This is a genomic window from Mycobacterium sp. JS623 (genome assembly GCF_000328565.1).
GTDB lineage: Bacteria > Actinomycetota > Actinomycetes > Mycobacteriales > Mycobacteriaceae > Mycobacterium.
Genome location: NC_019966.1, coordinates 525,494 through 551,812 on the forward strand (window position 1 = coordinate 525,494; position 26,319 = coordinate 551,812).

At 66.0% G+C, this 26,319-nt stretch carries 23 protein-coding genes and 1 pseudogene; 14 read left to right on the forward strand and 10 right to left on the reverse strand.

What is annotated here, in order from left to right:
• Nucleotides 1–78 precede the first annotated feature (78 nt).
• The 4 genes from MYCSM_RS02370 to MYCSM_RS02385 all read left to right on the forward strand — a co-directional run bounded on the left by MYCSM_RS02370 (nt 79) and on the right by MYCSM_RS02385 (nt 3,751).
• The gene (locus tag MYCSM_RS02370; protein WP_041311215.1) at nt 79–867 is read left to right on the forward strand and encodes a polysaccharide deacetylase family protein; all 789 of its coding nucleotides are present in this window, start codon (nt 79–81) and stop codon (nt 865–867) included.
• 61 nt (nt 868–928) lie between these two features.
• Nucleotides 929–1,828 carry an undecaprenyl-diphosphate phosphatase gene (locus tag MYCSM_RS02375; RefSeq protein WP_015304529.1) on the forward strand — a complete coding sequence of 300 codons (900 nt, stop codon included), beginning with the start codon at nt 929–931 and terminating at the stop codon, nt 1,826–1,828.
• Nucleotides 1,829–1,877: 49 nt separating this feature from the next.
• The gene (locus MYCSM_RS02380) at nt 1,878–2,747 is read left to right on the forward strand and encodes a cytochrome c oxidase assembly protein (protein WP_015304530.1); all 870 of its coding nucleotides are present in this window, start codon (nt 1,878–1,880) and stop codon (nt 2,745–2,747) included.
• The gene (locus tag MYCSM_RS02385) at nt 2,744–3,751 is read left to right on the forward strand and encodes a VWA domain-containing protein (RefSeq protein ID WP_015304531.1); all 1,008 of its coding nucleotides are present in this window, start codon (nt 2,744–2,746) and stop codon (nt 3,749–3,751) included. Before MYCSM_RS02380 ends, MYCSM_RS02385 begins: the two co-directional genes overlap by 4 nt.
• Here MYCSM_RS02385 and MYCSM_RS02390 read toward each other — a convergent pair.
• Nucleotides 3,748–4,755, reverse strand: a complete 1,008-nt coding sequence (locus MYCSM_RS02390; RefSeq protein ID WP_015304532.1) for a VWA domain-containing protein — start codon at nt 4,753–4,755, stop codon at nt 3,748–3,750. The two genes, MYCSM_RS02385 and MYCSM_RS02390, sit on opposite strands and share 4 nt — an antisense overlap.
• A gap of 50 nt (nt 4,756–4,805) precedes the next feature.
• Nucleotides 4,806–5,717, reverse strand: a complete 912-nt coding sequence (locus tag MYCSM_RS02395; protein ID WP_015304533.1) for an SDR family NAD(P)-dependent oxidoreductase — start codon at nt 5,715–5,717, stop codon at nt 4,806–4,808.
• Between the two features lie 95 nt (nt 5,718–5,812).
• On the opposite strand from MYCSM_RS02395, the gene MYCSM_RS02400 reads away from it, so the two are divergent.
• Both MYCSM_RS02400 and groL read left to right on the forward strand, forming a co-directional pair.
• Nucleotides 5,813–6,376, forward strand: a complete 564-nt coding sequence (locus MYCSM_RS02400; protein ID WP_015304534.1) for a TetR/AcrR family transcriptional regulator — start codon at nt 5,813–5,815, stop codon at nt 6,374–6,376.
• Nucleotides 6,377–6,568: 192 nt separating this feature from the next.
• Entirely contained in the window at nt 6,569–8,194 is a 1,626-nt protein-coding gene (gene groL / locus MYCSM_RS02405; protein WP_015304535.1) for a chaperonin GroEL, read from the forward strand.
• Nucleotides 8,195–8,323: 129 nt separating this feature from the next.
• Here the strand turns inward: groL and MYCSM_RS02410 are convergent, their stop codons facing one another.
• Nucleotides 8,324–9,121, reverse strand: a complete 798-nt coding sequence (locus MYCSM_RS02410) for a class I SAM-dependent methyltransferase (protein WP_232425708.1) — start codon at nt 9,119–9,121, stop codon at nt 8,324–8,326.
• Nucleotides 9,122–9,172: 51 nt separating this feature from the next.
• Complete coding sequence (locus MYCSM_RS02415) at nt 9,173–9,553, reverse strand: hypothetical protein (RefSeq protein WP_015304537.1); 381 nt, start codon at nt 9,551–9,553, stop codon at nt 9,173–9,175.
• 67 nt (nt 9,554–9,620) lie between these two features.
• Between MYCSM_RS02415 and MYCSM_RS02420 the strand changes: the two genes are divergently transcribed.
• Nucleotides 9,621–10,421, forward strand: a complete 801-nt coding sequence (locus MYCSM_RS02420; protein WP_041311219.1) for an alkaline phosphatase family protein — start codon at nt 9,621–9,623, stop codon at nt 10,419–10,421.
• On the opposite strand, the gene MYCSM_RS02425 is transcribed toward MYCSM_RS02420, so the two are convergent.
• Nucleotides 10,418–12,181 (reverse strand): N-acyl-D-amino-acid deacylase family protein, encoded by a 1,764-nt coding sequence (locus MYCSM_RS02425; RefSeq protein ID WP_015304539.1) that lies wholly within the window; start codon nt 12,179–12,181, stop codon nt 10,418–10,420. The genes MYCSM_RS02420 and MYCSM_RS02425 overlap by 4 nt on opposite strands.
• A gap of 78 nt (nt 12,182–12,259) precedes the next feature.
• On the opposite strand from MYCSM_RS02425, the gene MYCSM_RS02430 reads away from it, so the two are divergent.
• Entirely contained in the window at nt 12,260–12,649 is a 390-nt protein-coding gene (locus MYCSM_RS02430; protein ID WP_015304540.1) for a VOC family protein, read from the forward strand.
• On the opposite strand, the gene MYCSM_RS02435 is transcribed toward MYCSM_RS02430, so the two are convergent.
• Nucleotides 12,650–13,741, reverse strand: coding sequence for a methyltransferase (locus MYCSM_RS02435; RefSeq protein WP_015304541.1), 1,092 nt, complete (start codon nt 13,739–13,741; stop codon nt 12,650–12,652).
• A gap of 141 nt (nt 13,742–13,882) precedes the next feature.
• On the opposite strand from MYCSM_RS02435, the pseudogene MYCSM_RS02440 reads away from it, so the two are divergent.
• The 6 genes and pseudogenes from MYCSM_RS02440 to MYCSM_RS02465 all read left to right on the forward strand — a co-directional run bounded on the left by MYCSM_RS02440 (nt 13,883) and on the right by MYCSM_RS02465 (nt 21,629).
• Nucleotides 13,883–17,198: pseudogene (locus MYCSM_RS02440) on the forward strand (LuxR C-terminal-related transcriptional regulator).
• Nucleotides 17,199–17,219: 21 nt separating this feature from the next.
• A complete protein-coding gene (locus MYCSM_RS02445) occupies nt 17,220–17,735 on the forward strand; it encodes a mycothiol transferase (protein WP_015304542.1) in 516 nt (171 codons plus the stop codon).
• A gap of 74 nt (nt 17,736–17,809) precedes the next feature.
• Nucleotides 17,810–18,262 carry a phosphoesterase PA-phosphatase gene (locus MYCSM_RS02450; protein ID WP_232425709.1) on the forward strand — a complete coding sequence of 151 codons (453 nt, stop codon included), beginning with the start codon at nt 17,810–17,812 and terminating at the stop codon, nt 18,260–18,262.
• A 53-nt stretch (nt 18,263–18,315) separates the two neighbouring features.
• Entirely contained in the window at nt 18,316–19,833 is a 1,518-nt protein-coding gene (locus tag MYCSM_RS02455; RefSeq protein ID WP_015304544.1) for an aldehyde dehydrogenase family protein, read from the forward strand.
• A gap of 58 nt (nt 19,834–19,891) precedes the next feature.
• On the forward strand, nt 19,892–20,746 hold the full coding sequence (gene ppk2 / locus MYCSM_RS02460) for a polyphosphate kinase 2 (RefSeq protein WP_015304545.1): 855 nt from the start codon (nt 19,892–19,894) through the stop codon (nt 20,744–20,746).
• A gap of 31 nt (nt 20,747–20,777) precedes the next feature.
• Entirely contained in the window at nt 20,778–21,629 is an 852-nt protein-coding gene (locus tag MYCSM_RS02465) for a hypothetical protein (protein WP_015304546.1), read from the forward strand.
• Nucleotides 21,630–21,632: 3 nt separating this feature from the next.
• Here the strand turns inward: MYCSM_RS02465 and MYCSM_RS02470 are convergent, their stop codons facing one another.
• The 4 genes from MYCSM_RS02470 to MYCSM_RS02485 form a co-directional block, all read right to left on the reverse strand.
• A complete protein-coding gene (locus MYCSM_RS02470) occupies nt 21,633–22,541 on the reverse strand; it encodes a crotonase/enoyl-CoA hydratase family protein (RefSeq protein WP_015304547.1) in 909 nt (302 codons plus the stop codon).
• A gap of 168 nt (nt 22,542–22,709) precedes the next feature.
• Nucleotides 22,710–24,746, reverse strand: coding sequence for a prolyl oligopeptidase family serine peptidase (locus tag MYCSM_RS02475; RefSeq protein WP_015304548.1), 2,037 nt, complete (start codon nt 24,744–24,746; stop codon nt 22,710–22,712).
• A 23-nt stretch (nt 24,747–24,769) separates the two neighbouring features.
• Complete coding sequence (locus MYCSM_RS02480) at nt 24,770–25,420, reverse strand: SRPBCC family protein (protein WP_015304549.1); 651 nt, start codon at nt 25,418–25,420, stop codon at nt 24,770–24,772.
• A gap of 2 nt (nt 25,421–25,422) precedes the next feature.
• Complete coding sequence (locus MYCSM_RS02485; RefSeq protein WP_015304550.1) at nt 25,423–26,277, reverse strand: FAD binding domain-containing protein; 855 nt, start codon at nt 26,275–26,277, stop codon at nt 25,423–25,425.
• Between the last annotated feature and the right edge of the window lie 42 nt (nt 26,278–26,319).

Genomic DNA, 26,319 nt, shown 5'->3' on the forward strand with positions numbered 1-26,319 from the left:
CCAGCGTGCCAGAGCGTCGGCGACCGCGCGACATCCCGATGACAGCTCGCGTTCAGCTACGAGCGCTAGCCTGCGCGCGTGCTGAGTCGGCGGGCGTTCATGGCTACCGTTGCGGGTTCGGTAGTGGCCGTCGGCCTCGGCGCACCATCAGCGGCCGCGGCGCCGCTCGACCCAGACCCTGCGGCGGTCGCGACGCTCAACCGCGGCCGGATGCCAACTCAATGGGGCATCGCGTTGCCCGGTGTCGCCACGACGTTCGCCCCCAACGGGAAACAAATTGCGCTGACCTTCGACGCCTGCAGAGGAGCATGCGACGAGGCGTTGCTGAACACGCTCCAGCGCAACGGTATTCCAGCCGTGTTGTTCTTCTGTGCGAAGTGGATCGACGCCAATCCCGGCCGCGCTGCACAATTGGCCGCAAATCCGTTGTTCGACATCGGCAATCACGGCGCACGTCATGTTCCGCTGTCTGTCACCGGGCGATCCGCGTACGGCATCGCCGGGACTCGCTCGAGCGATGAGGTGGTGCAAGAGGTGTGGACCAATCACGACAAGATCACCGCGCTGACGGGGAGAGCGCCGACCTGGTTCCGGCCCGGCACAGCCCACTACGACGACGTCGCCGTTGAGATCGTGCGCGAGCTCGGCCAGCAGCCACTCGGCTTCTCCGTGAACGGCGACAATGGCGCGAAGGCGTCCGCGGCGGCTGTTCGATCGGCGGTCGTCGGCGCGGCGCCGGGCTCGATCGTGCTGGCCCACATGAACCATCCGGAGTCGGGCACCGCCGCCGGGATCGGCGACGCGATCACCGCGATGCACGCAGCTGGCTGGGAGTTCGTTTCACTCGATGGCCAAACGGTCCAGTAATGAACCTGGACGGTTCCTGCCGTGTCGCTGAAAATCGTAGAGCCGTGGTAGGCAATCGCGGATGAGCAGTCACCTCAGTTATGTCGAAGCCGTTGTGGTGGGCGCGTTTCAGGGCGTCACCGAGTTGTTTCCCGTGTCGAGCCTCGGGCATTCGGTGTTGGTCCCTGCCCTGGTCGGGGGGCGGTGGGCACAGGACCTCGACGTGTCCGCACCGGAGTCGCCGTATCTCGCGTTCATCGTGGGCTTGCACGTGGCAACCGCTGCGGCGTTGCTGGTGTTTTTCTGGCGCGACTGGGTGGCGATCATCGGCGGTTTCGTCACGTCTGTGCGCTATCGCCGGGTGAGCACGACGGCAGAACGCCTGGCTTGGCTGATCGTGCTGGCGACAATCCCCGTCGGGATCGCCGGACTTGCGCTCGAGCACCTGTTTCGGACCACGCTGGGCCGTCCGATACCGGCTGCGGCGTTTCTGGCTGCCAACGGCATCGTGCTGTATGCCGGGGAGCGGTTGCGCCGCCGCGCACCCGCGGTGGTGGGTGGCACCCCGGAAGACAGCGCGCTGGCGCCGCCCGACGAACGCATTGCACGACTGTCGATGGGGCAGGGCGTGCTGATCGGCTGCGCGCAGATTCTGGCGCTGCTGCCCGGTATCAGCCGATCGGGGATCACGATGGTGGCCGGGCTGTGGCGTGGCCTCAATCATGAAGAGGCGGCCCGGTTTTCGTTTCTGCTCGCCACGCCGGTGATCCTTGCGGCCGGTGTGCTGAAGGTTCCCGACCTGTTCGGTCCGCTGGGCGAGGGCATCCACGGCCAGGTGCTCGCTGGCAGCGTCGCATCGTTCGTCGCCGCGTACCTGGCCGTGCGGTTCCTGACCCGGTACTTCGAAACCCGAACGCTGACGCCGTTCGCGATCTATTGCACCGTCGCCGGTGTCGGCAGCCTGATCTGGTTGCTGCGCTGACGTCTCCTACGCACAGGGCACTTACAGGTCGACGGCGCATAGTGCGTGCATGGATCCGGCGCATGTGCCGCTGACGTGGTCCGTGTCGCTCACGCACTGGCAGTGGGACACCGGGGCTGTCCTGGCGGTCATCGTGTTGAGCGTTGGCTACGGTCGGGCATGGCGAAGATGCGAGGTGTTGACGCGCAAGCACGCGTGGTGTTTTGGCATCGGCGTCGTTTGGTTGGCTGCGGCGACCATGAGCGTGATCGGCGTGTACGCCGGCACGCTGTTCTGGGTGCGGGCGCTGCAGGTGTTGCTGCTGCTGTTCGTCATTCCGTTCTTCCTCGCGATGGGAAGGCCGGTGACGGCATTGCGTATGAACCGCGCAGTCACGACGCCAGCGGCGCGCGTCCTCTTTCATCCAACGGCGACGTCGGTGGCGATGCTTGCCACGCCGTGGCTGCTGTACCTCACACCGTGGTACGTCGCCGCTCTGCGTAGCGGGATCGTGGGGGCGGCGACGCGACTGTTGTTGCTGCTGATTGGTTTTGGCTACTTCTATGCCCGGCTGCAGGCTGACCCGGTGCCGCGCCGGTATTCGCAGCTGATCTCACTCGTCATCAGCATCGTCGAGTCGATTGGCGACGGGTTACTGGGCATCGTGTTGTGGCTCGGGCCCCTGATCGCCGCCGACTACTACGCGGGCAGACAGTGGGGGCCGAGCATGCGCGTCGATCAATCGATCGGCGCAGGCATCCTGTGGATCGTCGGTGATGTGCTCGGCGTCTCGTTCATCATCGTGCTGATGCGTCTCTTCTCGGCCGATGAACGCGAGCGGGCGACGGCCGTCGACGCTGAACTCGAGATGGCCGAGGCGCCGTCGGGCCTGTGGTGGGAACACGATCCGCAACTACGCGATCGGATGGGTCGCCGATGACCATCCCTGTGCTGGGCACACTTTCGGTGTCCGGGTTCACCAACGCCTGGTTTTTGCTGTTCTTCCTCGCGGTGGCGGTGATGGCGGCGGCCTACGTCGTGGCGCAACGCGCACGGCGGCGACGGGTGATGCGGTTCGCCAATCTCGACTTGCTGCAATCGGTGGTCCGGCCGCGCCGGCGCCGCTGGCGACACCTGCCCGCGGCGCTGCTCGTCGCGTCCCTGGCATTGTTGACGACCGCGATGGCGGGCCCGACACATGACCTTCGCGTGCCGCGCAACCGTGCGGTCGTGATGCTCGTCATCGACGTGTCAGAGTCAATGGTGGCGACGGACGTCGCGCCGAACAGGCTGGCGGCAGCCAAGGAGGCGGGCAAGCGATTCGCCGACGAGCTGACCCCAGGAATCAACCTGGGCTTGGTCGAATTCGCGGGTAATGCAACACTATTGATGGCGCCGACCACCGACCGTGATGCCGTCAAGGCCGCCATCGACACGCTCAAGGCTGCCGAACGCACCGCGACCGGCGAGGGAATCTTCACCGCGCTGCAGGCGATCGCGGCAACCACCGCCGTCCTTGGCGGCGGAGACGGTCCGCCGCCTGCGCGCATCGTCCTTGAATCCGATGGGAAGGAAACGGTGCCCGGCGAGCCCGATGCTCCGCGCGGCGCCTTCACCGCTGCGCACGCCGCGAAGGAACAGGGCGTGGAAATCTCGACGATCTCATTCGGCACACCCGACGGCACCGTCACGCTCAACGATCAAGAAATCCCCGTTCCCGTCGACGACTCGACATTGCAACGGATCAGTGAGATTTCGGGCGGGCAGGCATTCCACGCCGACAGCCTGGACACGCTCAACAGCGTGTATTCGACACTGCAGCGCAACATCGGCTTCGAGACGATTGCCGGCGATGCCAGCGCAGCATGGATTCGGTTGGGAGCGTTGGTCTTGATTGTCGCGCTCGCAGCGGCGGCGATGCTCAACAGGCGGCTGCCGGATTAGGTGGGCAGTCGGCGATTGATCAGCAGCCCGAGCACTGCTCCGGCGGTGGCGAGGATGACGGCCAGCCGTAGCCATCCCGCGCTGGCGGGTCCCCGCTCAATCCGGTAGCCCAGTTGGTCTTCGGCGGCGTGAAAGTTACGGCTGAGCTCGTCAATGGTTGCAGCTGAAGATGTTTGGCCGCCTGAGAGGTTCGCGATCGCCTTCATCATCTCGTCGTCGACCGGAACGGGAATGGTTTGGTTCTTGAGTTCGACGCTGCCGGTTGGCGTCCCGAACGCGATGGTGGAAATGGTGACGCCCTGTTGCCTTGCGGCGCGGGCGGCGGTGTAGGCGCCCTGCGGGGCGTTGGGGTTATCGGGTGTGTTCTCTTTGCCGTCGGACAGCAGCACGATGGTCGCGGGTGCAGGCTTGTCATCGGGTCCTTTCAGCACCGCATTGAGGGTCTGAATCGATTGCAGCGCAGAGAAAATCGCTTGGCCTGTGGCGGTCCTGTCGTCGGGCTTCAGCTTGTCGAGGGCCGCGACAGTCAGCTGGTGATCGGGGCTGGGGGCGACCAGGACGTTGGGACTGCCCGCGAATGCGATGAGGCCGAGGTTCACTCCCGGCGTCACTTGCTTCGCGAAATCCTGCGCAGCGTGCTCGGCGGCGGTGAGCCGGTTCGGCGTCACGTCGGTGGCGAGCATCGATTGGGATACGTCGATGACGAGCATGATCACCGCGCGGTCGCGCGGCACACGAACATCTCGGGTGGGTTGGGCTAGTGCCACGGTCAGCGGCACGAGGGCGATCAGCAACAGCGCAATCGGCAGGTGCCGCCAGGGCGATGGACGGTTCGGCGTGATCGAGGCGGCGGCCGGATCGGCGAACCGCCGCATCCGCTGCCTGCGGCGCCCCTGGGCGGCCACGTAGACCCCCAGGAGCGCCGCAGGAGCAATCAGCACGACCAGCCATCCCGGGTCGTCGAACCCGGATAGCGACAGCAGACCCAGCCCAGGAGCAGTCACCGCTTCACTGTGGCCGCTGCTGCTGGGAATCGCCTGTGGCCCAGCTCGGCTCAGCCGACCGGCGACACCACCGCCGTCAGTTCCTCGGACACCGCCCACAGCCTGCGCTGCGCGGCCACGTCGTGCGAGACAGCGCTTGACGCGACGACCTTCGGGTAGCCTCGCTGCTCGCCGAATCCGTCGGGGCCGTAGTACTGCCCGCCGATCACGCCGGGATCGGTTGCCGCGCGCAGCGTCGGCAGCGCACCCATGTCAGCGCCCTGCATCAACGGTTCGAGGAGTCGGGTGGCGACCGCGACCACCGGTGGCAGGTTGCGGGCCAACTCTGTGTTGGAGCCACCGGGATGTGCGGCGACGGCGATGGTGTTGGTGCCTTGCAGCCGGCGCTGGAGTTCATAGGTGAACATCAGGTTGGCCAGCTTGGCTTGGCCGTAGGCGCCGACGCGGCTGTAGCTGCGTTCCGACTGTAGATCGTCGAAACGGATGCCGCGGCGCGCGAAGCGATGGCCCACGCTGCTGACGGTGACGACCCGTGAGCCGGGGGCGGCCAGCACGCGATCTAGTACCAGGTTGGTCAGCGCGAAGTGGCCCAAATGATTTGTGCCGAACTGCAATTCGAAGCCATCTTTGGTGGTCGACTTCGGCGTCATCATCACACCCGCGTTGTTGATCAGCAGATCGATGGAGTCGTAGTCGGCGCGCAGCTGGTCGGCGGCCGCGCGAATGGAATCCAGCGACGTCAGGTCGAGCTCCTGAATGGCCACACTGGCGCCGGACTGCGCGCGAGCGATGAGGTCGGCGGCGGCCTTGCCCTTCTCGAGGTTGCGCACGGCGAGTACGACGTGTGCTCCCTTCGCGGCGAGCGCGGTCGCGGTCTCGTAACCGAGGCCGGTGTTGGCGCCGGTGACGACGGCCGTGCGGCCGGTCTGGTCGGGAATGTCGGCAGTTGTCCACTTGCCCATGAGGGATCTCCTACAATCGGTAAACGGGGCGGACGCTCCGTTTGATGACGACTATACGGAACGCGCGCCCCGCTTATCTATTCCCGAGGTGAGAGATGACCGAAACCGCCCGGCCGTTACGGGCCGACGCGGCGCGCAACCGTGCGCGGGTGCTGCAGGTCGCCTACGAGACGTTCGCCGCCGAGGGCCTTGGGGTGCCGATCGATGAGATCGCTCGTCGCGCCGGGGTCGGGGCGGGAACCGTGTACCGGCACTTCCCCACCAAGGAGGATCTGTATCGGGCGGTGATCGAGGACCGCATCAACCGCATCGTCGACGACGGCCGTGCGCTGCTGGCTTCCGCGGACCCCGGCGATGCGCTGTTCGCTTTCCTTCGGTCGATGGTGCTGCAGTGGGGGGCGACGGATCGAGGCCTGGCCGAAGCACTCGCCGGCCTCGGCGTCGACGTCAAGGCCGCCGTGCCCGACGCCGAGGATGCGTTCCTCGGGCTGCTCGGGGACCTGCTGCGAGCAGGGCAGAAGGCGGGCACGGTCCGGCGCGATCTCGATGTGCGTGACGTGAAGGCCCTCCTGGTCGGGGCGCAGGCGATCCAGACGTATAACGCCGAGGCGGCCGAGCGGCTGACCGAGGTGGTGCTCGACGGCTTGCGCCGCAAGTGAACGCCGCCTAGGTGACCTTGCACTCGCCCTGGTCGAGTGCTAAGAATGCAGTTGGCACTCGCGACCGGTGAGTGCTAGGTCGGGACGGTGAGGCCGGGGCCGCACTCGCGGAGCACATCCCCAGCCGTCCGTCGCGGGCACTGCGCCCGACCAACAAGACGTGCATCCCCAATCCGGAGGAAACACTTCGCAATGGCTAAGACAATTGCGTATGACGAAGAGGCCCGTCGCGGCCTCGAGCGGGGCTTGAACAGCCTCGCCGATGCGGTAAAGGTGACGCTGGGCCCCAAGGGTCGCAACGTCGTCCTGGAGAAGAAGTGGGGCGCTCCCACGATCACCAACGATGGCGTGTCCATCGCCAAGGAGATCGAGCTGGAGGATCCCTACGAGAAGATCGGCGCTGAGCTGGTCAAGGAAGTTGCCAAGAAGACCGACGACGTCGCCGGCGACGGCACCACCACCGCCACCGTGCTCGCTCAGGCACTCGTTCGCGAGGGCCTGCGCAACGTCGCGGCCGGCGCCAACCCGCTCGGCCTCAAGCGCGGCATCGAGAAGGCCGTCGAGAAGATCACCGAGACGCTGCTCAAGTCGGCCAAGGAGGTCGAGACCAAGGAGCAGATCGCTGCCACCGCCGCGATCTCGGCCGGCGACGTCCAGATCGGTGAGCTGATCGCCGAGGCCATGGACAAGGTCGGCAACGAGGGTGTCATCACCGTCGAGGAGTCCAACACCTTCGGCCTGCAGCTCGAGCTGACCGAGGGCATGCGCTTCGACAAGGGCTACATCTCGGGTTACTTCGTGACCGACGCCGAGCGTCAGGAAGCGGTCCTCGAGGATCCCTACATCCTGCTCGTCAGCTCGAAGATCTCGACGGTCAAGGACCTGCTTCCGTTGCTGGAGAAGGTCATCCAGTCGGGCAAGCCGCTGCTGATCATCGCCGAGGACGTCGAGGGCGAGGCGCTGTCCACGCTCGTCGTCAACAAGATCCGTGGCACCTTCAAGTCCGTCGCCGTCAAGGCCCCGGGCTTCGGTGACCGCCGCAAGGCGATGCTGCAGGACATGGCCATCCTCACCGGTGGTCAGGTCATCAGCGAAGAGGTCGGCCTCTCGCTCGAGAACGCCGATGTCTCGCTGCTGGGCAGCGCGCGCAAGGTCGTCATCACCAAGGACGAGACCACGATCGTCGAAGGTGCCGGCGACAGCGAGGCCATCGCTGGCCGCGTTGCGCAGATCCGCTCCGAGATCGAGAACAGCGACTCCGACTACGACCGCGAGAAGCTGCAGGAGCGCCTGGCCAAGCTGGCCGGCGGTGTTGCGGTGATCAAGGCCGGTGCCGCCACCGAGGTGGAGCTCAAGGAGCGCAAGCACCGCATCGAGGACGCCGTTCGCAACGCGAAGGCGGCAGTCGAGGAGGGCATCGTCGCCGGCGGTGGCGTGGCCCTGCTGCAGTCCGCGCCTGCGCTGGAGGAGCTCAACCTCACCGGTGACGAGGCCACCGGCGCGAACATCGTTCGCGTGGCGCTCGAGGCCCCGCTCAAGCAGATCGCCTTCAACGGCGGCCTGGAGCCCGGCGTCGTCGCCGAGAAGGTCCGCAACTCTGCTGCCGGCACCGGCCTGAACGCCGCCACCGGTGAGTACGAGGACCTGCTGAAGGCCGGCGTCGCTGACCCGGTCAAGGTGACGCGTTCGGCGCTGCAGAACGCGGCGTCCATCGCGGCGCTGTTCCTGACCACCGAGGCGGTCGTCGCCGACAAGCCGGAGAAGGCTCCGGCTGGTGCGGCCGACCCGACCGGCGGCATGGGCGGCATGGACTTCTAAGTCCCTTTACGAAAAAGCCCGGGTGTGCTTCGGCACCCCGGGCTTTTTCGTACCCTTCCCGGCGCGAACGTGGGTTACCCGCACGCATTTTCGCGCCAGCGCGTGACACAAGCCCACGCTCGGCGAGGACTAGGTCGCACGCGCCACACCCTGAATGGTCCGCAGTCGGCCGTCTGCGAGCGCGGCCGTCAGGTTCTTGGCCTTGGTCTCGAAGTCGGCGACGAATGCATGCAGCCCAAGGGGATTCGTGGGTAGTGCCAATAGCGCCTGCATCAACGCGGCCGCATCCGAGGTCAGATCGGCCCAGTGGTCGATCGTGAACCCCGCCGACTCGATGGCGGTCCGCAACGCGTCGGCATTGACAAGGTGGCTTTGCGCTGGCTGATCAGCCCACGGTAACGGGTAGCTGAGTTCGCCAGTGTCGCCAGAGACGATGTCCCACAGTGCAAGTCGGCATCCGTCGGCCAGTACCCGGCGCGCTTCGCCGTACAGCCGGCCTTTGTCGGCCACATTCATCTGCACGTGCTGGCTGAAGACGACGTCGAAGGTGGTGTCGGCGAAGGGCAGGGCGGTGACGTCTGCCTGCCGAACGGATATCCGGTCGTCCAGTCCGACGAGCCCGTTGAGCCAGCGGGCCGTTTCGCAGTATTCGTCGGTCAGATCGACTGCGGTGACCCGACAGCCGCTGCCGGCTGCGATGAAACGAGCCGTACCGCCGACGCCGCTGCCGGCGTCGAGCACACGGTGGTCACGGGTTAGGTCCAGCAGGTCCACCAGTTGGTGCGTGGCGATGCGGCCCATGGTGTGGAAATCCTCAAGCGGCGCAAGGTCTGCGGGCTGCAGCTGGGTGAGATCCAAACCTGCAGCCACGAGCGCACGTTCGATGCCTTGGCGTGACAAGCCGGTGGAGTATTGAGTGTCAATCATGCTTGCCAGCATGCACCCAATGGACAAGAAAATCAACTAATAAGACAAGGATTACGTCGATTTGCCTTCGAGTGGGACGCAGTCGTGCAGGCAGCCTGGGTTCGTCGCGGGCGTCTCGGCTGTGGCGGGTCGGTGCAGCACTGCGCGCGTGGGCGTGACCGTCAGGGTTTCGCCCGCCGTGCCGAGACCGTCAACGATCAGCGTGTAACCGCCGGGCTGGCTCGGCGGCCACACGAGGGTGACGCCATTGTGTTGGTCGACGTTCCTACGTGTGGTGTTGCCGATGGCACCGACATCGAGAATGCCGTCGCTGAGGATCGGTTGGGCCGCAACGGTGTGGGCGCGGTAGTCGTCGCCGACCGTGATCAGGTACGCGAACGTGAAGTCGGCCAGCGCGTCGGCCAACTGGTCGAGGTCCACCTTGACGCTCATGGGCTGAGAGTAGTCCTACACTGCGGTCATGAGGTGCTGGCAATATTGCGCAGCCGCCGCCGCCGCGATGGTCGTGGCTGTGCATGCTCCCGAGGCGGTCGCGCAAGCCATTCCCGCTCCTGCGCACATTGTGATCGTCGTCGAGGAGAACCACTCCAGCGCCAACGTGCTCGGCAACAAGTCCGCGCCGTTCATGAATCAGTTGGCCGCCAACGGCGCACTGATGACGCAGTCGTACGCGGAGACGCATCCGAGCGAGCCCAACTATCTTGCATTGTTCTCGGGGAGCACCTTTGGGCTGACCTCCGATGCCTGTCCGGTCAACGCGGGGCACGCGCCGAATCTCGGCGCCGAACTGATCGCGGCCGGCTACTCGTTCACGGGCTTCTCCGAAGACCTCCCTGCAGTGGGATCGCCTGTGTGCGCCGCGGGCAAGTACGCCAGAAAGCACGCGCCGTGGGCCAACTTCACCAACGTGCCGCCCGAGACGTCGGTGCCGTTCGGTGCGTTCAACGCACGCACCGACTACGCGAGCCTGCCCACGGTTTCGTTCGTCATCCCAAATCTCGACAACGACATGCACGACGGCACGATTGCCCAGGCCGACACGTGGCTCGCGAACAACCTGACCCGCTACGCGAATTGGGCTGTCACCAACAACAGCCTGCTGATCGTCACCTGGGACGAGGACGATAACGGAGCCAACAATCAGATCCCGACAGTGATCTACGGAGCGCACGTCCGGCCCGGTATCTACCCCGAGCCGATCAGCCACTACAACGTGCTGTCCACCGTTGAGGAGATGTACGGGATACCCAAGACGGGCCTCGCCGCTAACGCGCCTGCCATCGGCGATATCTGGGCTTAGGCGACCGGTGCCGGTTGGCGGCCGCGCACCAGGCGGCCGGGACGTGCGGCCGTCGGCACGCCGTTCTCCGCGATCACTTCGCCGGCGACGACGGTCGCGACATAGCCGTCGGCAGTCTGGTCCAGGCGACGTCCTCCGGCGGGCAGGTCGTGGGTGATGATCGGTTTGTGTAGCCGCAGCGCCGCATGGTCGATGACATTCAGATCGGCCTTGTAGCCCACGGCAATTCGGCCGCGATCGGCCAGCCCTGCGACCCGGGCAGGCACCGACGTCATCATGCGAACCGCGTCGGGCACATCTAGCCGACCCTTCTGCCGGTCGCGGGCCCAGTGCGCCAGCAGGAACGTCGGATAGCTTGCATCGCAAATCATTCCGTAGTGCGCACCGCCGTCGCCGAGGCCGAGCACGACGTCGTCGCGGCGGATCAATTCGCCGACGGTGTCAAGGGAGTTGTTCTCGAAGTTCGCCATCGCCACCAGCAGCATGGCGTGGCCGTCATCGTCGAGTAGTCGGTCGTACGCCTCCTCCATGGGGCTGACGCCGCGTGCCTGCGCCCGCGCGGCAATGGACGTCGACGGATCCGGCTCGTAGTCGGGATTCTCGGTCAACGGGAAGATCCAATTCCAGGCCTGTGCCAGGTAGAGCAGCGGATGCCCGCCATCGGCAGGCTTGTCGGCAAGGATGCGAGCCCGCACCTCGGGCTTGCGCATCTCGGCGACGCGTTCGGCCAGCGGCAGATTCGCGATCTCCTGATAGCTGGGGTAGAACACGAACGGATTTCCTGTCAGCTCCAGCCCGATCACCAAACCGATTGGGCGCGGGAACATTTGGGCCGTGATCGTGGTATCCGGATTGCCGACCGAGTTGTACTTCTCGATCAGCGTGATCGCGTCCGGCCAGATCGGATCGCCCGAGTTGCCAGTCGCCAGCGTGAACGTCACAGGCAACCCGTTGTCCTGCGCGGCCTCGAAAACCTGTTGCAGCACATTGGCATAACCGCCGGCGGCGATGTCGGGCACGAATTGGATGAGCCCGCCGCCGCCTTCGGCGACACCGGATGCGATCGCGTCGATCTCGGCCTGCGCAGCGTTGTACGTCGGGATCAGCTCGCCGCTCGCGGTCTTGTGGAACGAGAACCGCGACGACGCGAACCCGAGCGCGCCGACCTCAATGGCTTCGCGCGCCAACGCCTTCATCCGGTCCAGGTCTTCGGGCGTCGCGGGCTCGCGGTCCGCACCGCGCTGGCCCATCACATACACCCGCAGGGGCGAATGCGGTAGGTACGCGGCGACGTCGATGTCACGTTGCCGCGAGTCCAGCGCGTCCAAATACTGCGGGAACGTCTCCCAGTCCCATGGCAGGCCGTCGACCATCACGACACCGGGGATGTCCTCCACACCCGCCATCACATCGACGAGCACCTCGTGGTCATCGGACCGGCACGGCGCAAAGCCGACGCCGCAGTTGCCCATCACCGCGGTGGTGACGCCGTGCGCCGACGACGGTGTCATCCGGTCCGACCAGATGGCCTGTCCGTCGTAGTGCGTGTGCAGATCGATGAAGCCGGGGGTGACGAGCAGGCCTGTCGCGTCGATCTCGCGTGTCCCGGTGCCGTCCACCACGCCGACGGCGGCGATCACCCCGTCCGAGACCGCGACGTCGCCGACGTACGGCCGGCCGCCGAGTCCGTCGACGATGGTGCCGTGACGAATGATCAGGTCATATGTCGCCGCCGGCGCGGCTCCGGAGTCGTACGCCATTAGCTGAATGTACGACTTTTGCTTCTGCTCTTCACGCGAGCGTTCATCGCTGTCGGCGCCACGTGCCAGGATGAGCCCGTGATTGACCACATCGGAATCAACTGCGCGGACTGGGACAAAGCGAAGGCGTTCTACGACAAGGTCCTCGGCGTGTTGGGCTACACCCGGCAGATGGACTTCCAGGTCGCCATCGGATACGGCAAGGACGGCAAGCCCGACTTCTGGATCGCCGACATGAGCGCCGGCGACGCGTCGGGGCCCAACCGCGAAAACCACGTCGCGTTCCAGGCCGCAGACACCGACGCGGTCAAGGCCTTTTATGACGCCGCTCTCGAAACGGGTGCCGAATCTCTGCACGCGCCCCGGCTGTGGCCCCAGTACCACCCCGGTTACTTCGGCGCGTTCGTCCGCGACCCGGACGGCAACAACGTCGAAGCCGTCTTCCACGGCGCACAGAGCGGGGTCTGATCAGGCGGCCTTCGCCTCTACAATGCTGAGGGGCGAGCGTGTCGGCACCACACGAGTCATCTGAAAACCTGACTGCTGCAGCAGATTTCGATACTCGTCGGCGGTGCGTTCCCGGCCCGCGTTGTAGATGAGCATCTCCAGATCCATCGTTTTGGCGAGAAAGTCTCGATCGTGCGGCGGTATCACGCACTCGATCAGTGCGACGGCCGTCCCTGTCCGGGTCGCCGCGCGCACCGTTTTGAGAATCTGGCGGGCCTCGTCGTCGGGCCAGTCGTGGATGATGTTCTTCAGCACATAGAGGTCCCCGCCGTCGGGAACCGCGTCGAAGAACGAACCTTCGGCGATTCGCACGCGCTCTGCGACACCGTGATCGCGCAACAGCGGGCCGGCGCCCGCAACCACATGCGGCAGGTCGAAGAGGACGCCCGTCGCGGTTGGAGTCGCTGACAGGATGCCTGCCAGTAGCCGCCCGTGCCCGCCGGCGACATCCACGATGGTGTGATAGCCGGCGAAGTCGTAAGCGGAAGACACCGCTCCCGCAGCCAACTCGGAGATGTTCGTCATGGCCGCGTTGAACACGCGATTGAGTTCACCCTGTGTCTCGAGCCAGTCGAAAGCCTCCATGCCACGCAACGTGGGAACGACTGCCTCACCGGTACGGATTGCATCCAGGCAGTGGCTCCAATGCTCGCGGTGCTCCGGCGAGCCTTCGAAGCGGGCGAAGTCCGCCATTGAGTCCGGCGCCTCCCACCGCAGGGTGCGGGCAAGCGCCGTCAGGTCGTAGCGCCCGTCGCGGCGACGGCGGAAGACACCCCGGCTGATCAGCACGCGAAGCAACCGGCCCAGCGCGTCCGGATTGGCGCCGACCCTGTCCGCCAACTCGTGCAGCCCGAGAGGCCCGTCGGCAAGTGCATCCGCGATGCGCAGGTCGGCCGCAACGGACATGGCGTGGGCCGTATTGGCGCCGATGATGAGCTCGGCCATCGCGACCTGCGCGGGAACAAGTGACTGATGCAGCCGCAACAGGTGATGGCGGCCGCGTTGCACTGCGTTTATCAACGCCACTGGCGGTGCTATCGACCGGACTTTCATGGGCCTACCTCTCTCGTCTTTGTGTCGAGTCGAGGATGCGGCGCGGACGGCGCACCATCATCGGCCAGAAGGCGCAACGAATCGGCGACGGCACGCAAAATGTGCGCGGTTTCGCTGATGTTGTGGCGCTGACGACCGTCGATGCTGGCTAACATGAGCGAGATCGACCCACGCGCGGACACGCCGCCGGTGGATGGAAGTGACTTGGGCGTGAGCGAGCTACCGACCGGAACGGTGACGCTCCTACTCGCTGATATCGAGGGATCCACTGCGCTGTGGGAAACACAGCCCCAGGAAATGGCCAAAGCCGTCGCGCGCCTCGATCACACACTGGCCCAAATCATTGCCGCGCATGGCGGGGTGCGTCCGGTTGAGCAGGGTGAAGGCGACAATCTCGTTGTCGCGTTCAACCGTGGCAGTGACGCGGTGGCATGCGCCCTCGACCTTCATGGCACCGCTGGCGCCGATCCGGCTGCGCATCGGTCTGCACACCGGCGAGGTCCAGTTGCGCGACGAGAACAACTACATCGGCACGACCATCAACAGGACCGCACGCATCCGCGACTTGGGACACGGCGGCCAGACGGTGCTGTCCGGCGCAACGGAGGGGATCGTCGCCGACCATCTGCCGGCCGGCGCATGGCTGCTTCCGCTGGGCAGCCACCAGCTGCGGGGTCTTCGCCGCCCCGAGCGGGTCATCCAGCTGTGCCATCCCGACCTGAACAACCAGTTTCCACCCCTGCGAGTTCATGCCGCATTGTCGGAGGGACTGCCACACCAGTTGACGAGCTTCGTCGGTCGCACGGCGCAAATAGCGGAGCTTTCCCGCCTCGTCGCCGAGAATCGACTGGTCACCCTGACCGGCGCGGGCGGTTCGGGCAAGACCCGCCTCGCGGTACAGGTCGCCAGCCAGATAGCCGGCGAATTCCGCGACGGCGCACACTACGTCGACCTCGCGCCGATCACCGAACCCGACCTCTTGCCGATGACGGCGGCCCGCGCACTCGGCCTGCCCGATGTGCCCGGACGCTCCGCGACCGACTCTCTGCTGCGCTTCATCGCCGACCGGCCGATGCTGCTGATCCTGGACAACTGCGAGCATCTCCTGGATGCGACGGCCGAACTGGTCGCCGCCATGCTCGCAGCCTGCCCGGCCGTGACGGTGCTGGCGACCAGCCGTGAGGCGATCGGGATGGCCGGGGAAGCGATCTGGCGCGTGTCGTCGCTGTCGATCACCGACGAGGCGGTTGAGCTGTTCACCGACCGCGCTCGCCTGGTCAGGCCGGAATTCGCGATCACCGACGACAACGCCGCCACCGTGACGGAGATCTGTCGGCGCCTTGACGGCATGCCGCTGGCGATAGAGCTGGCCGCGGCGCGAGTGCGGGCGCTGTCGGTCACCGACATCCTCGCCGGCCTGCATGACCGGTTCCGCATCCTGACCGGTGGCGCGCGCGGCGCGGTCCGACGCCAACAGACGCTGCGCGCCTCGGTGGATTGGTCGCACGCGCTGCTCACCGACGTCGAACGCATTGTCTTCCGCCGGTTGGCGGTGTTTCGCGGCGGCTTTCACCTCGACGCCGCCGAGGCGGTAGCCGCCGACGATTACGTGCAGGCCCACCAAGTGCTCGACGAGCTCACGCTGCTGGTCGACAAGTCGCTCGTGATCGCCGAAAACACCAGCGGTGCAACGCGATACCGGTTGCTCGAGACGGTTCGCCAGTACGCGCTGGAAAATCTCGGCGACTCCGGCGAATCCGATACGGTGCGCGTCCGGCACCGAGACCACTACGCACGTCTGGCGGATCTCGTCGACCAGCCAAGCCCCGAACGCCAACGGTACGTCGAGCAGGCGGACATCGAAATCGACAATATGCGAGCCGTATTCACGTGGAGCTGCAACGTCGGCGACGACGAGGGGGCGTTGCGCCTGGCGTGCAGTCTGCAGCGGCTGTGGATGTGCAGCGGGCGCGCTCAGGAAGCCCTGTCGTGGATCAACACGGTGCTCTCTGACCCATCTCAGCCGCCTGCAGACGTGACACCGGCGATGTACGCGCGAGCGCTTGCCGACCAGGCGATCATCACCGCGGCAGTGGGCGCCCCTGAAGGGATGGAAATGCCCGAGCGGGCGCTGGCGATCGCCCGGGAGGTTGATGACATCGGCCTTTTGATCCGGTCCCTCGTCGCGTGCGGTAGCACCGGCGCTTTTCAAGCCGAGGTTGCTCATCCCTACCTCGACGAGGCGGAGGGACTGGCCCGCGAATGTGACGACAACTGGCAATTGAGCCAGATCCTGTGGTGGCAGGCCTATGTCGCGATACATGACGGCGATCTGCGCGCCGCACTCAAGTTCGGAGAAGAGGGACGTGAGCTGGCCGACGAAATCGGCGACCGGCTGGTCTCGTGGATGTGCCGCTTCTGGGGGCTGGCCACGGCACGGTTCATGCGAGGCGAACTGGCGACAGCGATCGCACTCTTCAATCAGCTGCTGGCAGAGGGCGACGCGAATCACAGCTTGACCATGGTGGCCGCCTGCCAGGCCCACCGGGGCCACACCCTGGCGTGGATGGGAGAACCGGAAGCCGCGCAAGCGGCGGCGCGCGCCGCATTGACGGCCACATCGGAACTCGGCGGTCTGTGGGAGGCCCTCTGCAACGCGCCGTTGGCTGCGGCACAACTTGCGGCGGGCGATGTCGCGGCCGCGCTGACGGCCGGCACCTGCGCCGCCGAGCAATTCCGCGCAATCGGTGGGCTCAGGATGGTGGCCATCAATCCGATAGTCGATGTGGCGCTGGCAGACGGTGACATCGTCGCGGCGCGCCGATGGGCCGACGACGCCGTGTCCGTGTCAGTCGGCTGCCACACTGCGGTGGCGCTGGCGTCTCGTGCCCGGGTGGTCGCCGACGACGGTGACCGGGAATATGCAGAGCGTGACGCCCGTGATGCACTGGCCGCGGCAGCCGCGACGGACGCACACCTGATCACCGCGGACGCCCTGGAATGCCTTGCCGGACTCGCCTGTGATGGCGGCAGCCACTGTGAAGCGGCGCGGCTCTACGGTGCTGCCGACGCGGTCCGTAACGAAACCGGCGCGGTCAGGTTCAAGGTCCACGAGCACGGATATGCCAGCAGCGTCGACGCGGTTCGTGAAGCATTGGGCCACAGCGACTTTGACGCCACGTGGGCGCAAGGCGCGGCAATGTCGACTGTCGAGGCCATCGCCTATGCTCGCCGCGGTCACGGTGAACGGAAGCGGCCGGCCAGTGGCTGGGATGCATTGACGCCCACCGAACGTGACGTGGTGCGTCTTGTCGGTGAAGGGCTGGCCAATAAGGAGATAGCGAAACGGCTTTTCGTTTCGCCGCGCACCGTACAAAGCCATCTCACCCATGTCTACAACAAGCTGGGCGTCAACTCGCGGGTGCAACTCGCACAAGAGGCCGCGCGACACGGCTGACGCACAGGCTAGCGTCATGGCATGGCTGACTCCGATCTGGCAGCGGTGCGGGAGCTACTGCGCGACTCATTCACCCGGCTCATCGAGCACGTCGAGGACCTCACCGACGGGTTGACCGACGAGGCCGCCTTCTTCCGGCCGACCGGCACAGCCAACAGCATCGCCTGGCTGATCTGGCACAGCGCCCGCCAGCATGACGCGCAGCTCTGCCACATCGCAGGCACCGAGCAGGTGTGGACGCGCGACGGCTGGGTCGACCGGTTCGGCCTCGACCTCCCTCGCGATGCGCACGGCTATGGCCACACCCCTGAGGAGGTCGGCAAGGTGCGCGCATCGGCCGACCTGCTGGCCGGCTACTACCACGCGGTGCACAAGGTGACGCTGGAATACATTGCTTCGGTGACCGCCGAGGAGCTGAGCCGCGTCGTCGACGAGAACTGGAATCCGCCTGTAACAGCCAGCGTGCGACTGGTCAGCATCATCGATGACTCTGCCCAGCACCTCGGACAGGCCGCATACGTGCGGGGCATCACCTGATTCGGCTGTGGCCACCCGTCGCGCTCGTCGCGATGGTGGCGCTCGGCTTGGCGGTGGGGCGCGGCTCTACCCCGATGGACGACTGGTTCCATCGACATGGAAGCCACGTTCGTTTTCTGACGTTTCTCGTCAGCCCGTGGATCCTGGCATCGGTGGTGGTTGTCACGCTCGCCGTTGCGGTGTACCGGGGGCGGTATCGATTGGCGGTAGCGACGGCCTTGTGTCCGGTTCTCGCGATGGGCCTCGCCCGGTTGCTGAAGCCCCTTTTCGGCCGTGAACGGCAATCAGGCTTGGCGTACCCGAGCGGTCACACCGCGACGCTCGTCGTGGTGATGGGGATGGTCGTGTTGGCGGCAGGCGCCGCGTTGTGGGTGGTGTTGATTGCGGTCACGTACTGCATGCTGGGCATGTTGGGCGTGGGGGTGTCGTTCCATTACTTCACCGACACCGTTGGCGGGCTGCTGCTCGGGGTATCGGTCGTAGGTGTGGCGGCCCTCGTATTGCGACACGCAGCCCACCGGACTTGACACGTGTCAACCCCGGTGCGATCTGCGTCACAGCCGGTAGTTACCATGAGGCCATGACGGCGACTCCAGAAGTTGATGTGCCCGACACCAGCACCATCCGCAATCCTGCGACCGGCGCGGTGGCAGGCAAGGTGCGCTGGACCGATCCCGCCGACGTGCCTCGCATCGCGGCGGGCCTGCGCGAGGCCCAGAAGCAGTGGGAGGCGCGCGGTCCGAAGGGGCGTGCCAAGGTGCTGGCCCGCTACGCGGTGTGGCTGGGCAAGCACCGCGACGAAATCGAGTCGTTGCTGATCAAGGAGACCGGCAAGTCGGCCACCGACGCCGCCCAAGAGGTGCCGCTGCTGATCATGATCGCCGCCTACTACATCAAGACGATGGAGAAGGCGCTTGCGCCCGAGCGCCGTCCGGCGGCGCTGCCGTTCCTGTCGATCAAGAAGGTCGAGGTGCACTATCGGCCGCGGCCAGTGGTCGGCATCATCGCGCCGTGGAACTACCCCGTCGCCAACCTGCTGATGGACGCGATCGCGGCGCTCGCCGCCGGGTGCGCCGTCCTTCTCAAGCCGTCGGAACGCACGCCGCTGACGGCCGAACTGCTGCTGCGTGGCTGGCTGGACTCCGGCGCACCTGAGGTCATGGCGATCGTTCAGGGTGCGCGCGAAGCAGTCGAGGCGGTCGTCGACAACTCCGACTACATCCAGTTCACCGGTTCGAGCGCGACCGGTGCGAAGGTCATGGAGCGGGCCGCGCGCCGGCTCACTCCCGTCAGCCTGGAACTCGGCGGCAAGGACCCAATGATCGTGCTGGACGACGCCGACGTCGACCTGGCCGCACACGCCGCGGTGTGGGGCGCGTTCTTCAATGCGGGGCAGACGTGTGTGTCGGTGGAGCGGGTGTACGTGCTGGAGTCCGTCTACGACAAGTTCGTCGACGCAGTAGTGCGCGACGTGAAGAACCTGAAGATGGGGGCGGGCGAGGGTTTCGACTTCGGCGCACAGATCGACGAGAGCCAGGTCGCGGTGACCGAGCGCCATGTCAGCGCCGCGCTTGCCGCCGGAGCCAGAGCCCTCACCGGTGGCAGGCGCCCGGCCGGTCCCGGCAGTTTCTACCCGCCGACGGTGCTGGTCGACGTCGACCATTCGATGGAGTGCATGGGCGAAGAAACCTTCGGCCCGACGCTGCCGATCATGAAGGTGTCCAGTGTCGAGGAGGCGATCCGGCTGGCGAACGACAGCCCCTACGGCCTGAGCGCTTCGGTGTTCTCCCGTGATATTGATCGTGCCAAAGCCGTTGCGGTGCAACTTGATTGCGGTGCCGTGAACGTCAACGACGTGATCTCGAACCTGATGTGCACCACGGCGCCGATGGGCGGCTGGAAGACGTCGGGAATCGGGGCGCGATTCGGCGGCGCCGAGGGGCTGCGCAAGTTCTGTCGCCAAGAGGCGGTGGTCGCGCCGCGCACCAACGTCGGTGCCGGCGGCAACTACTACAACAATTCGCAGAAGGCGCTGAAGCGGATGAACAAGCTGATGACGAAGCTGGCGCTGATCACCCCTCGCCGCGCCGCCAAGTAGCACCACCCGTTCACCGGCGCGTCACCTCTGCGTCTGCCCACGTCGATATTTTCAGCCGGTGACTCTGGATTCACACGGCTACCGCGTGCACGACGACGACGATGACGACCCGATCCTGCTCGACGGCAACGGCATTCCCGTCGACACCTGGCGGGAGAACTATCCGTACGACGAACGCATGTCGCGCGACGAGTACGAGGAGCAGAAGCGGCTGCTGCAGATCGAACTGTTGAAGCTGCAGAAGTGGAGCCAGGCCAACGGTCACCGGCATGTCATCGTGTTCGAGGGTCGCGACGCCGCAGGCAAGGGCGGCACCATCAAGCGGTTCATGGAGCACCTCAACCCGCGCGGCGCTCGCGTCGTCGCCCTGGAGAAGCCGACCGAGCGGGAACGCACGCAGTGGTACTTCCAGCGCTACGTTCACCATCTGCCCGCCCACGGCGAGATGGTGATGTTCGACCGGTCCTGGTACAACCGGGCCGGCGTCGAGCGGGTGATGGGGTTCTGCACACCCAAGCAGCACGCGGAGTTCATCCGGCAGGTCCCGCTGTTCGAGCAGATGCTGGTCAATGACGGCATCAGCCTGACCAAGCTGTGGTTCTCGGTGTCGCCGTCCGAGCAGCGCACCCGGTTCACCATCCGCCAGGTCGACCCGGTGCGGCAGTGGAAGCTGTCGCCGACGGACCTCGCGTCGCTGGACAAATGGGACTCCTACACCGCGGCCAAGGAAGACATGTTCGCCTGGACGGACACCGAAATCGCGCCGTGGATGGTGGTCAAGAGCAACGACAAGAAGCGTGCTCGGGTCAACGCCATGCGCTACGTGTTGAGTAAGTTCGACTACGACAACAAGGACCACGAGGTGGTCGGCAGGCCGGATCCCCTCATCGTGGGGCGTGCCCTGACCGACTGAGACCTCCGCGTCCTGCCAGGAAGGAGAACGCGTGCGGTTCGTGGCGACCGTGTTGCTGTGGCTCGTCACGACGGTCGCGTTGGTCGCTGCGCTGCCCGCCATGTGGGCGCAGAAGAACGTCGTCGACGCCAACGGCTATGCGGCATTCGCATCGTCGGCGGCCAAGGATCCGAAACTGCAGCAGGCGATGGCCTCCGAACTCACCACACAGATCGTGCGGCTCGGCAGCAACGAGGGCTACCAGCTGAACCCCGATCTGGTGCGGGGAGTGACGACGGCCTACACCCAGAACGCCGGATTCCCTGGACAGTTCGCGCAGGCCAACCGGATCGTGCACACCTGGATGTTCACCGACGAGATCCGGCGCCAAGAAGGCACCGACGACCGTTGGCTGATCGACGTCGCGCCCATGCTGTCGGACCCGTCGCTGAAACAGACGTTGGGCAATCTCAACCTCGACGTGCCAGCCACGCTGATGGTGCCGATCACGGTGCGCGACACCTCGGGTATGCAACCGGGGCAGCTGCGCCGGCTCTCGACATGGGGACCGTGGGTCAGCATCGGCGCGTCGGTGTTGACGGGTGTGTTCGCGCTGCTGACGTTGGCGGCCGCCAGGTCACGCGGGAAAGCGCTTGCGGCACTGGGGGTTTCGGCCTTGCTAGTGGGCGCGGCCGGCTGGGCAGGAATTGAGGTGGCCCGGCGCTCCGTCGATCGCGCCTTGGATCGCACGACCGGTGATATCCGACAAGTGGCCGACGCGATGGTCAACCACGCCGGGGACAGCATGCATGAGTGGCTGAACCTGACCCTGGCGGCGGGCGGCGCGCTGGTGGTGTTCGGCGTGCTGGTGTCGATGCTCAGTGGGGTGCGCCGACGGGACTAGATCTCAGGGCTCGATGACGTTATTCGGGTCGGGCCTGCGCTCCGGCGGCGCCTGGCTGTAGTCACCCCACGGTCCGTCACGGCGTTCGATCGCGGCGCGCACACCCTGATTCGACGCGGTGTCGATGAACTGCAGCGCGTCGGGGGTGTTGCGCATCAACCCGTCGAGGATGCCGCCGAGCGTCTGGGTGGAGGCCAGCCCCATGTTTTCGTAGGCCTGGTTGACGATGAGCTTTTGGGCCTGCAGTTGCGACAGCGGGATGTTCGCGAGTTTGGCAGCGACTTCGGCTACCCGGGCTTCGAGGTTTTCGAAGGGCACAGACTCATTGATGAGTTCTATTGCGGCAGCTTCCTTTCCGGTCAGCGGCTCACCGGTGAGCGAATGCCATTTCACCTTTGCCAGCGACAGCCGATACAGCCACATGCCGGTCAGGTAGGCGCCCCACATGCGGGCATAGGGCGTGCCGATCACAGCGTCATCGCTGGCGATGACGATGTCGGCACACAGCGCGTAATCGCTGGCGCCTCCGACGCACCAGCCATGCACCTGGGCGATGACAGGTTTCGAGGCCCGCCAGATCGCCATGAACTTTTGCGTCGGGCCGGTCTCGCGGGCGCTGACCATCGCGAAGTCCTTGCCGGGGTCCCAGCGGCCGTCGGTGTTCATTGCGTCGGCCCAGTGGTGGAAGCCGCCGCCGAAGTCATAGCCACCGGAGAACGCACGGCCTGCCCCGCGCAACACGATGACCTTGATTGCGGGGTCGCGTTCGGCCAGCCCGATGGCCTTCTCGATCTCGTCGGGCATCGGCGGGACGATCGTGTTCAGGTGGTCAGGCCTGTTCAGCGTGATCGTCGCGACGGGACCGTCGGTTTTGTAGAGCAGCGTCTCGAACTGGGATGACGTCGTCGGCATAGCTGCAGTCTGGCACGGTCTCAGCCGCCCTTGGCGGCTCGACGGCGGCGCGCCAGGCGTGCGCATCGTCGCGCCGCGGGCTGACAGCGTGGCCGCTTGCCGAGGTTGCAGTTACCGCGAAGAAGATCGAGTACTTAGCGCGATAACTGCAATTTCGACGCAGGACTCTTACTCGCCCAGCCTGCGAAGCAGGAATTCATAGATCAACGCGGCCCGAAACGCGGTCTGCGCGTTGTCGGCCGCACCCGCGTGGCCGCCCTCGATGTTCTCGTAATACTGCACCGGTTGGCCCGCGGCCTCCAAAGCGGCGGTCATCTTGCGGGCATGGCCTGGATGTACCCGGTCGTCGCGCGTGGAGGTGGTGATCAACACCGGCGGGTAGCGACGATCGGTCGAAATGTTTTGGTACGGCGAGTATTTGGAGATGAACTCCCAATCGTCGGGGTCATCCGGGTCGCCATACTCCGCGACCCACGACGCTCCGGCCAGCAGCAGATGAAACCGTCGCATGTCGAGCAATGGCACACTGCACACCAGTGCGCCGAACAGCTCCGGGTACTTGGTCAACATGATGCCCATCAGCAGGCCGCCGTTGCTTCCGCCCTGTGCGCCCAGCTGCTCGACGGTGGTGATGCCACGCCGAACCAGATCCGCTGCCACAGCGGCGAAGTCCTCGTCGACCAGATGCCGACCCTCGCGCATCGCCTGGGTATGCCAGCGCGGCCCGTACTCACCGCCACCCCGGATGTTGGCCAGCACATACGTCCCGCCCCGCGAAAGCCACAGCCGGCCAAGCACTCCGACGTATCCGGGCACGCTGGAGCTTTCGAACCCGCCGTAACCGCCGAGCAGGGTCTTGCTCGGCCCCGTCGAGCTGCGATGCCCGACCACGAAGTACGGGATCATCGTGCCGTCGGCGGACGCGACGAAGTTCTGCGTGACCTCGATGTCCGACGCGTCGAAGAACGCGGGCGCGCTCTTGATCTCCGCCATCTCGCTGCCGGCGCGACCCCACAGTAGCCGGGACGGCATGGTGAAACCGCTGGAGTCCAAGAACATTTCATCGCCGTAGTCGTCGACGTCGACGACCACGGTGTGGGTGTTGGGCGGGATGCCTTCGATCGGTACCCGCCGCCACGAACCGGTGGTCACGAGCTCCACCCGGCTGGCCACGTCGACGAGGCTGACGAGCACTAGGTGCTCCTTCATCCACGCGAAGCTCTCCAACGTGGAGTGCTCATCCGGCTCGTAGACCACGGTCAATTCTGCTGTGCCCGCGATGAATTCGTCGTAATTCGCGGCCAGCAGGCAACCCGCCGGGTAGATCGTCGTGCCCACCGCCCAGTCGTTGCGCGGCCGGATCAGCAGCCACTCGCGGTGCAACGAGATGTTCGAGTCGGTTGGCACGTCGATCCGGATCAGCTCGTCGCCGCGTAGCTCATAGCGTTCGAAGTTGAAGAAGTCGATGTGCCTGGTGATCCAGAGCCGCTCGAATCCCGGTGTCCTGTCCCATCCGCCGCCCGCGCTGACGTCCGCCGGATCACCCGAGAACAGGGTCTGCGCCGCCTCCAGCGGCTGACCGCGTCGCCACCGCTTGACGATTCGTGGGTAGCCGGACTCGGTCAGTGACCCCGGGCCGAAGTCGGTGCCCACCAACACCGTGTCGTGGTCCTCCCACGACAAGGCCGACTTGGCCTCCGGCAACTGGAAGCCGTCGGTGACGAATTCGCGCTTCTCCATGTCGAACTCGCGCACGACGGTGGCGTCGGCGCCGCCACGCGAAAGTTCGATCAGCGCAAGGGTGTAGTCGGGTTCGATGACGTCGGCGCCCGCCCAGACCCAGTTTTCGTCGTCGGCTTCGGCCAATGCGTCGATGTCGAGGATGACGTCCCATTGCGGTTGCTCGGTCCGGTAACTGTCCAGCGTGGTGCGTCGCCACAATCCGCGCGGGTTCTGCGCGTCGCGCCAGAAGTTGTACAGATACTCGCCGCGGCGGCGGACGTACGGAATCCGGGCGTCGGTGTCGAGGATCTCCAGCGCCTCGATCCGCATCTGCTCGAACCGGTCGCCGCCCAGCTCCGCGAGCGTCGGCTCGTTGTGCTTGCGCACCCAGTCCAGCTGGTCGTCGCCGGTGATGTCCTCGAGCCACAGATACGGGTCGTCATAGTCAGTCCGGTCTTCGCGCAAGCGCTCATCGTCCTCCACGCGCTACATCCTGCCGGTCCGGCTCAATCGCGCGACCGCGACCGTACGCGTCGTACCCAAGCGCCGATGATCAGCACCAGCATCGCCACCCCCAGCAGCGGCCCGACCCGCTTCAATGCCGAGCGCCTGGCGTAGTGGACGAGATCGAGCGGCTCGGCCTCCACCGGTTCCCTAGCCTCTGCAGTCTCCGAAGCCGCCGCCTCTGAAGCCGCGGGCTCTGTGACCGCGGGGTCGACGGCGAGCTTCTCGGAAAGGCACGCGGAGAACTGCTCGATGATCTTGCCGCCGACGTCCGCGATCATGCCGCGGCCGAACTGAGCGGGCTTGCCGGTGATCGACAGATCGGTCACGACGACGCCTGAGGTGCGGCCGCCGTCGGGGGTCAGCGTGAGGGTCACGGTGGCGGAAACAGTGCCATTGCCGCGGGTGTCCTTCGCGGATGCCTTCAGCACGGCGCGCCGGGCCTGCTCGTCGGTTTCGGTGAACGTCCCGGTTCCCTTGTACAGCAACGTGATCGGGCCAACCTTGACTTTCACCGTGCCGGTGAACGAATCACCCTCGACGCCGGTCAGCGTCGCGCCGGGCACGCACGGTGCGACCCGCTGCGGATCCAGCAAGGCGGGCCACACCACGTCGATGGGCGCAGGCACGGACAGTTGATGTTCCATCTGCATCGTCAGGCGCCGATCGCCGTCGAAACCGCGCGCCGCGTCAGCACCTTCGCGAGGTGGCTGCGATAGTCGGCGTCGGCGTTGCCGTCGGACAGGGGGTCGATGCCCTCGACGGCGTGCTCGGCTGCCACCCGGATGGCCTCCGGGGTCGCCTGCTGACCAACCAGCGCGTCCTCGACGCCGCGGGCGCGCACCGGCACCGACATCATGTTGGTCAGCGCTATGCGGGCCTGCCGGATGACCCCGCCGTCCACCTCGACGGTCGCGGCCACCGCCACGATCGACCACGCCTGCGCCACACGGTGCATTTTCTCGTAGTGCGCCGCCCAGTCAGTGTGTTTGGGAACCCTTATCTCCGTGAGGATTTCGTCGGGTGCCAGCGCTGTGGTGAAGTAGTCGACGAAGAAATCCGCGACCGGGATGCTGCGTCGGCCCGACGGTCCCGCGACGGTCAGTGTGGCGTCGAGCGCCAGCGTTGGTGCGGCAAGGTCGCCTGCTGGATCGGCATGCGCCAGGTTTCCACCGAGCGTGCCGCGATGCCGAATCTGTGGATCCGCGACGGTGTGGGTGGCGTCGGCAAGCAGGAGCGCGTGCTTGCTGATCAGCGGATTGCCCAGCAGGCCGTAGTAAGTCGTCATCGCACCGATGACCAGTGCGTCGCCATCATCGCGCACACCGCGAAGCTCATCGATTCGGTTGAGGTCGACGAGCACGGTCGGCGCCGCGAGTCGCAGCCGAAGAACCGGCATCAGGCTCTGCCCGCCGGCGATCACCTTGGCGTCCTCACCGGCGTTGGCCAGCGCGGCCACGGCCTCGTCCACCGTGCTCGGCGCTACGTAGTCGAAGTTCGACGGGATCATCGGGCACCTCCCTGGTCAGATGTCGCCGGCCTTCCGGCTCCG

Bases quoted from the DNA above. Each gene is read 5' to 3' on its own strand.
- MYCSM_RS02450 (WP_232425709.1), top strand. From the start codon at position 17,810: ATGGACGACTGGTTCCATCGACATGGAAGCCACGTTCGTTTTCTGACG.
- MYCSM_RS02425 (WP_015304539.1), bottom strand. From the start codon at position 12,181: ATGGCGTACGACTCCGGAGCCGCGCCGGCGGCGACATATGACCTGATC.
- MYCSM_RS02375 (WP_015304529.1), top strand. From the start codon at position 929: ATGAGCAGTCACCTCAGTTATGTCGAAGCCGTTGTGGTGGGCGCGTTT.
- MYCSM_RS02445 (WP_015304542.1), top strand. From the start codon at position 17,220: ATGGCTGACTCCGATCTGGCAGCGGTGCGGGAGCTACTGCGCGACTCA.
- MYCSM_RS02480 (WP_015304549.1), bottom strand. From the start codon at position 25,420: ATGCAGATGGAACATCAACTGTCCGTGCCTGCGCCCATCGACGTGGTG.
- MYCSM_RS02415 (WP_015304537.1), bottom strand. From the start codon at position 9,553: ATGAGCGTCAAGGTGGACCTCGACCAGTTGGCCGACGCGCTGGCCGAC.
- MYCSM_RS02485 (WP_015304550.1), bottom strand. From the start codon at position 26,277: ATGATCCCGTCGAACTTCGACTACGTAGCGCCGAGCACGGTGGACGAG.
- MYCSM_RS02400 (WP_015304534.1), top strand. From the start codon at position 5,813: ATGACCGAAACCGCCCGGCCGTTACGGGCCGACGCGGCGCGCAACCGT.
- MYCSM_RS02470 (WP_015304547.1), bottom strand. From the start codon at position 22,541: ATGCCGACGACGTCATCCCAGTTCGAGACGCTGCTCTACAAAACCGAC.
- MYCSM_RS02380 (WP_015304530.1), top strand. From the start codon at position 1,878: ATGGATCCGGCGCATGTGCCGCTGACGTGGTCCGTGTCGCTCACGCAC.
- MYCSM_RS02395 (WP_015304533.1), bottom strand. From the start codon at position 5,717: ATGGGCAAGTGGACAACTGCCGACATTCCCGACCAGACCGGCCGCACG.
- MYCSM_RS02385 (WP_015304531.1), top strand. From the start codon at position 2,744: ATGACCATCCCTGTGCTGGGCACACTTTCGGTGTCCGGGTTCACCAAC.
- MYCSM_RS02435 (WP_015304541.1), bottom strand. From the start codon at position 13,741: ATGAAAGTCCGGTCGATAGCACCGCCAGTGGCGTTGATAAACGCAGTG.
- MYCSM_RS02455 (WP_015304544.1), top strand. From the start codon at position 18,316: ATGACGGCGACTCCAGAAGTTGATGTGCCCGACACCAGCACCATCCGC.
- groL (WP_015304535.1), top strand. From the start codon at position 6,569: ATGGCTAAGACAATTGCGTATGACGAAGAGGCCCGTCGCGGCCTCGAG.
- MYCSM_RS02420 (WP_041311219.1), top strand. From the start codon at position 9,621: ATGGTCGTGGCTGTGCATGCTCCCGAGGCGGTCGCGCAAGCCATTCCC.
- MYCSM_RS02410 (WP_232425708.1), bottom strand. From the start codon at position 9,121: ATGATTGACACTCAATACTCCACCGGCTTGTCACGCCAAGGCATCGAA.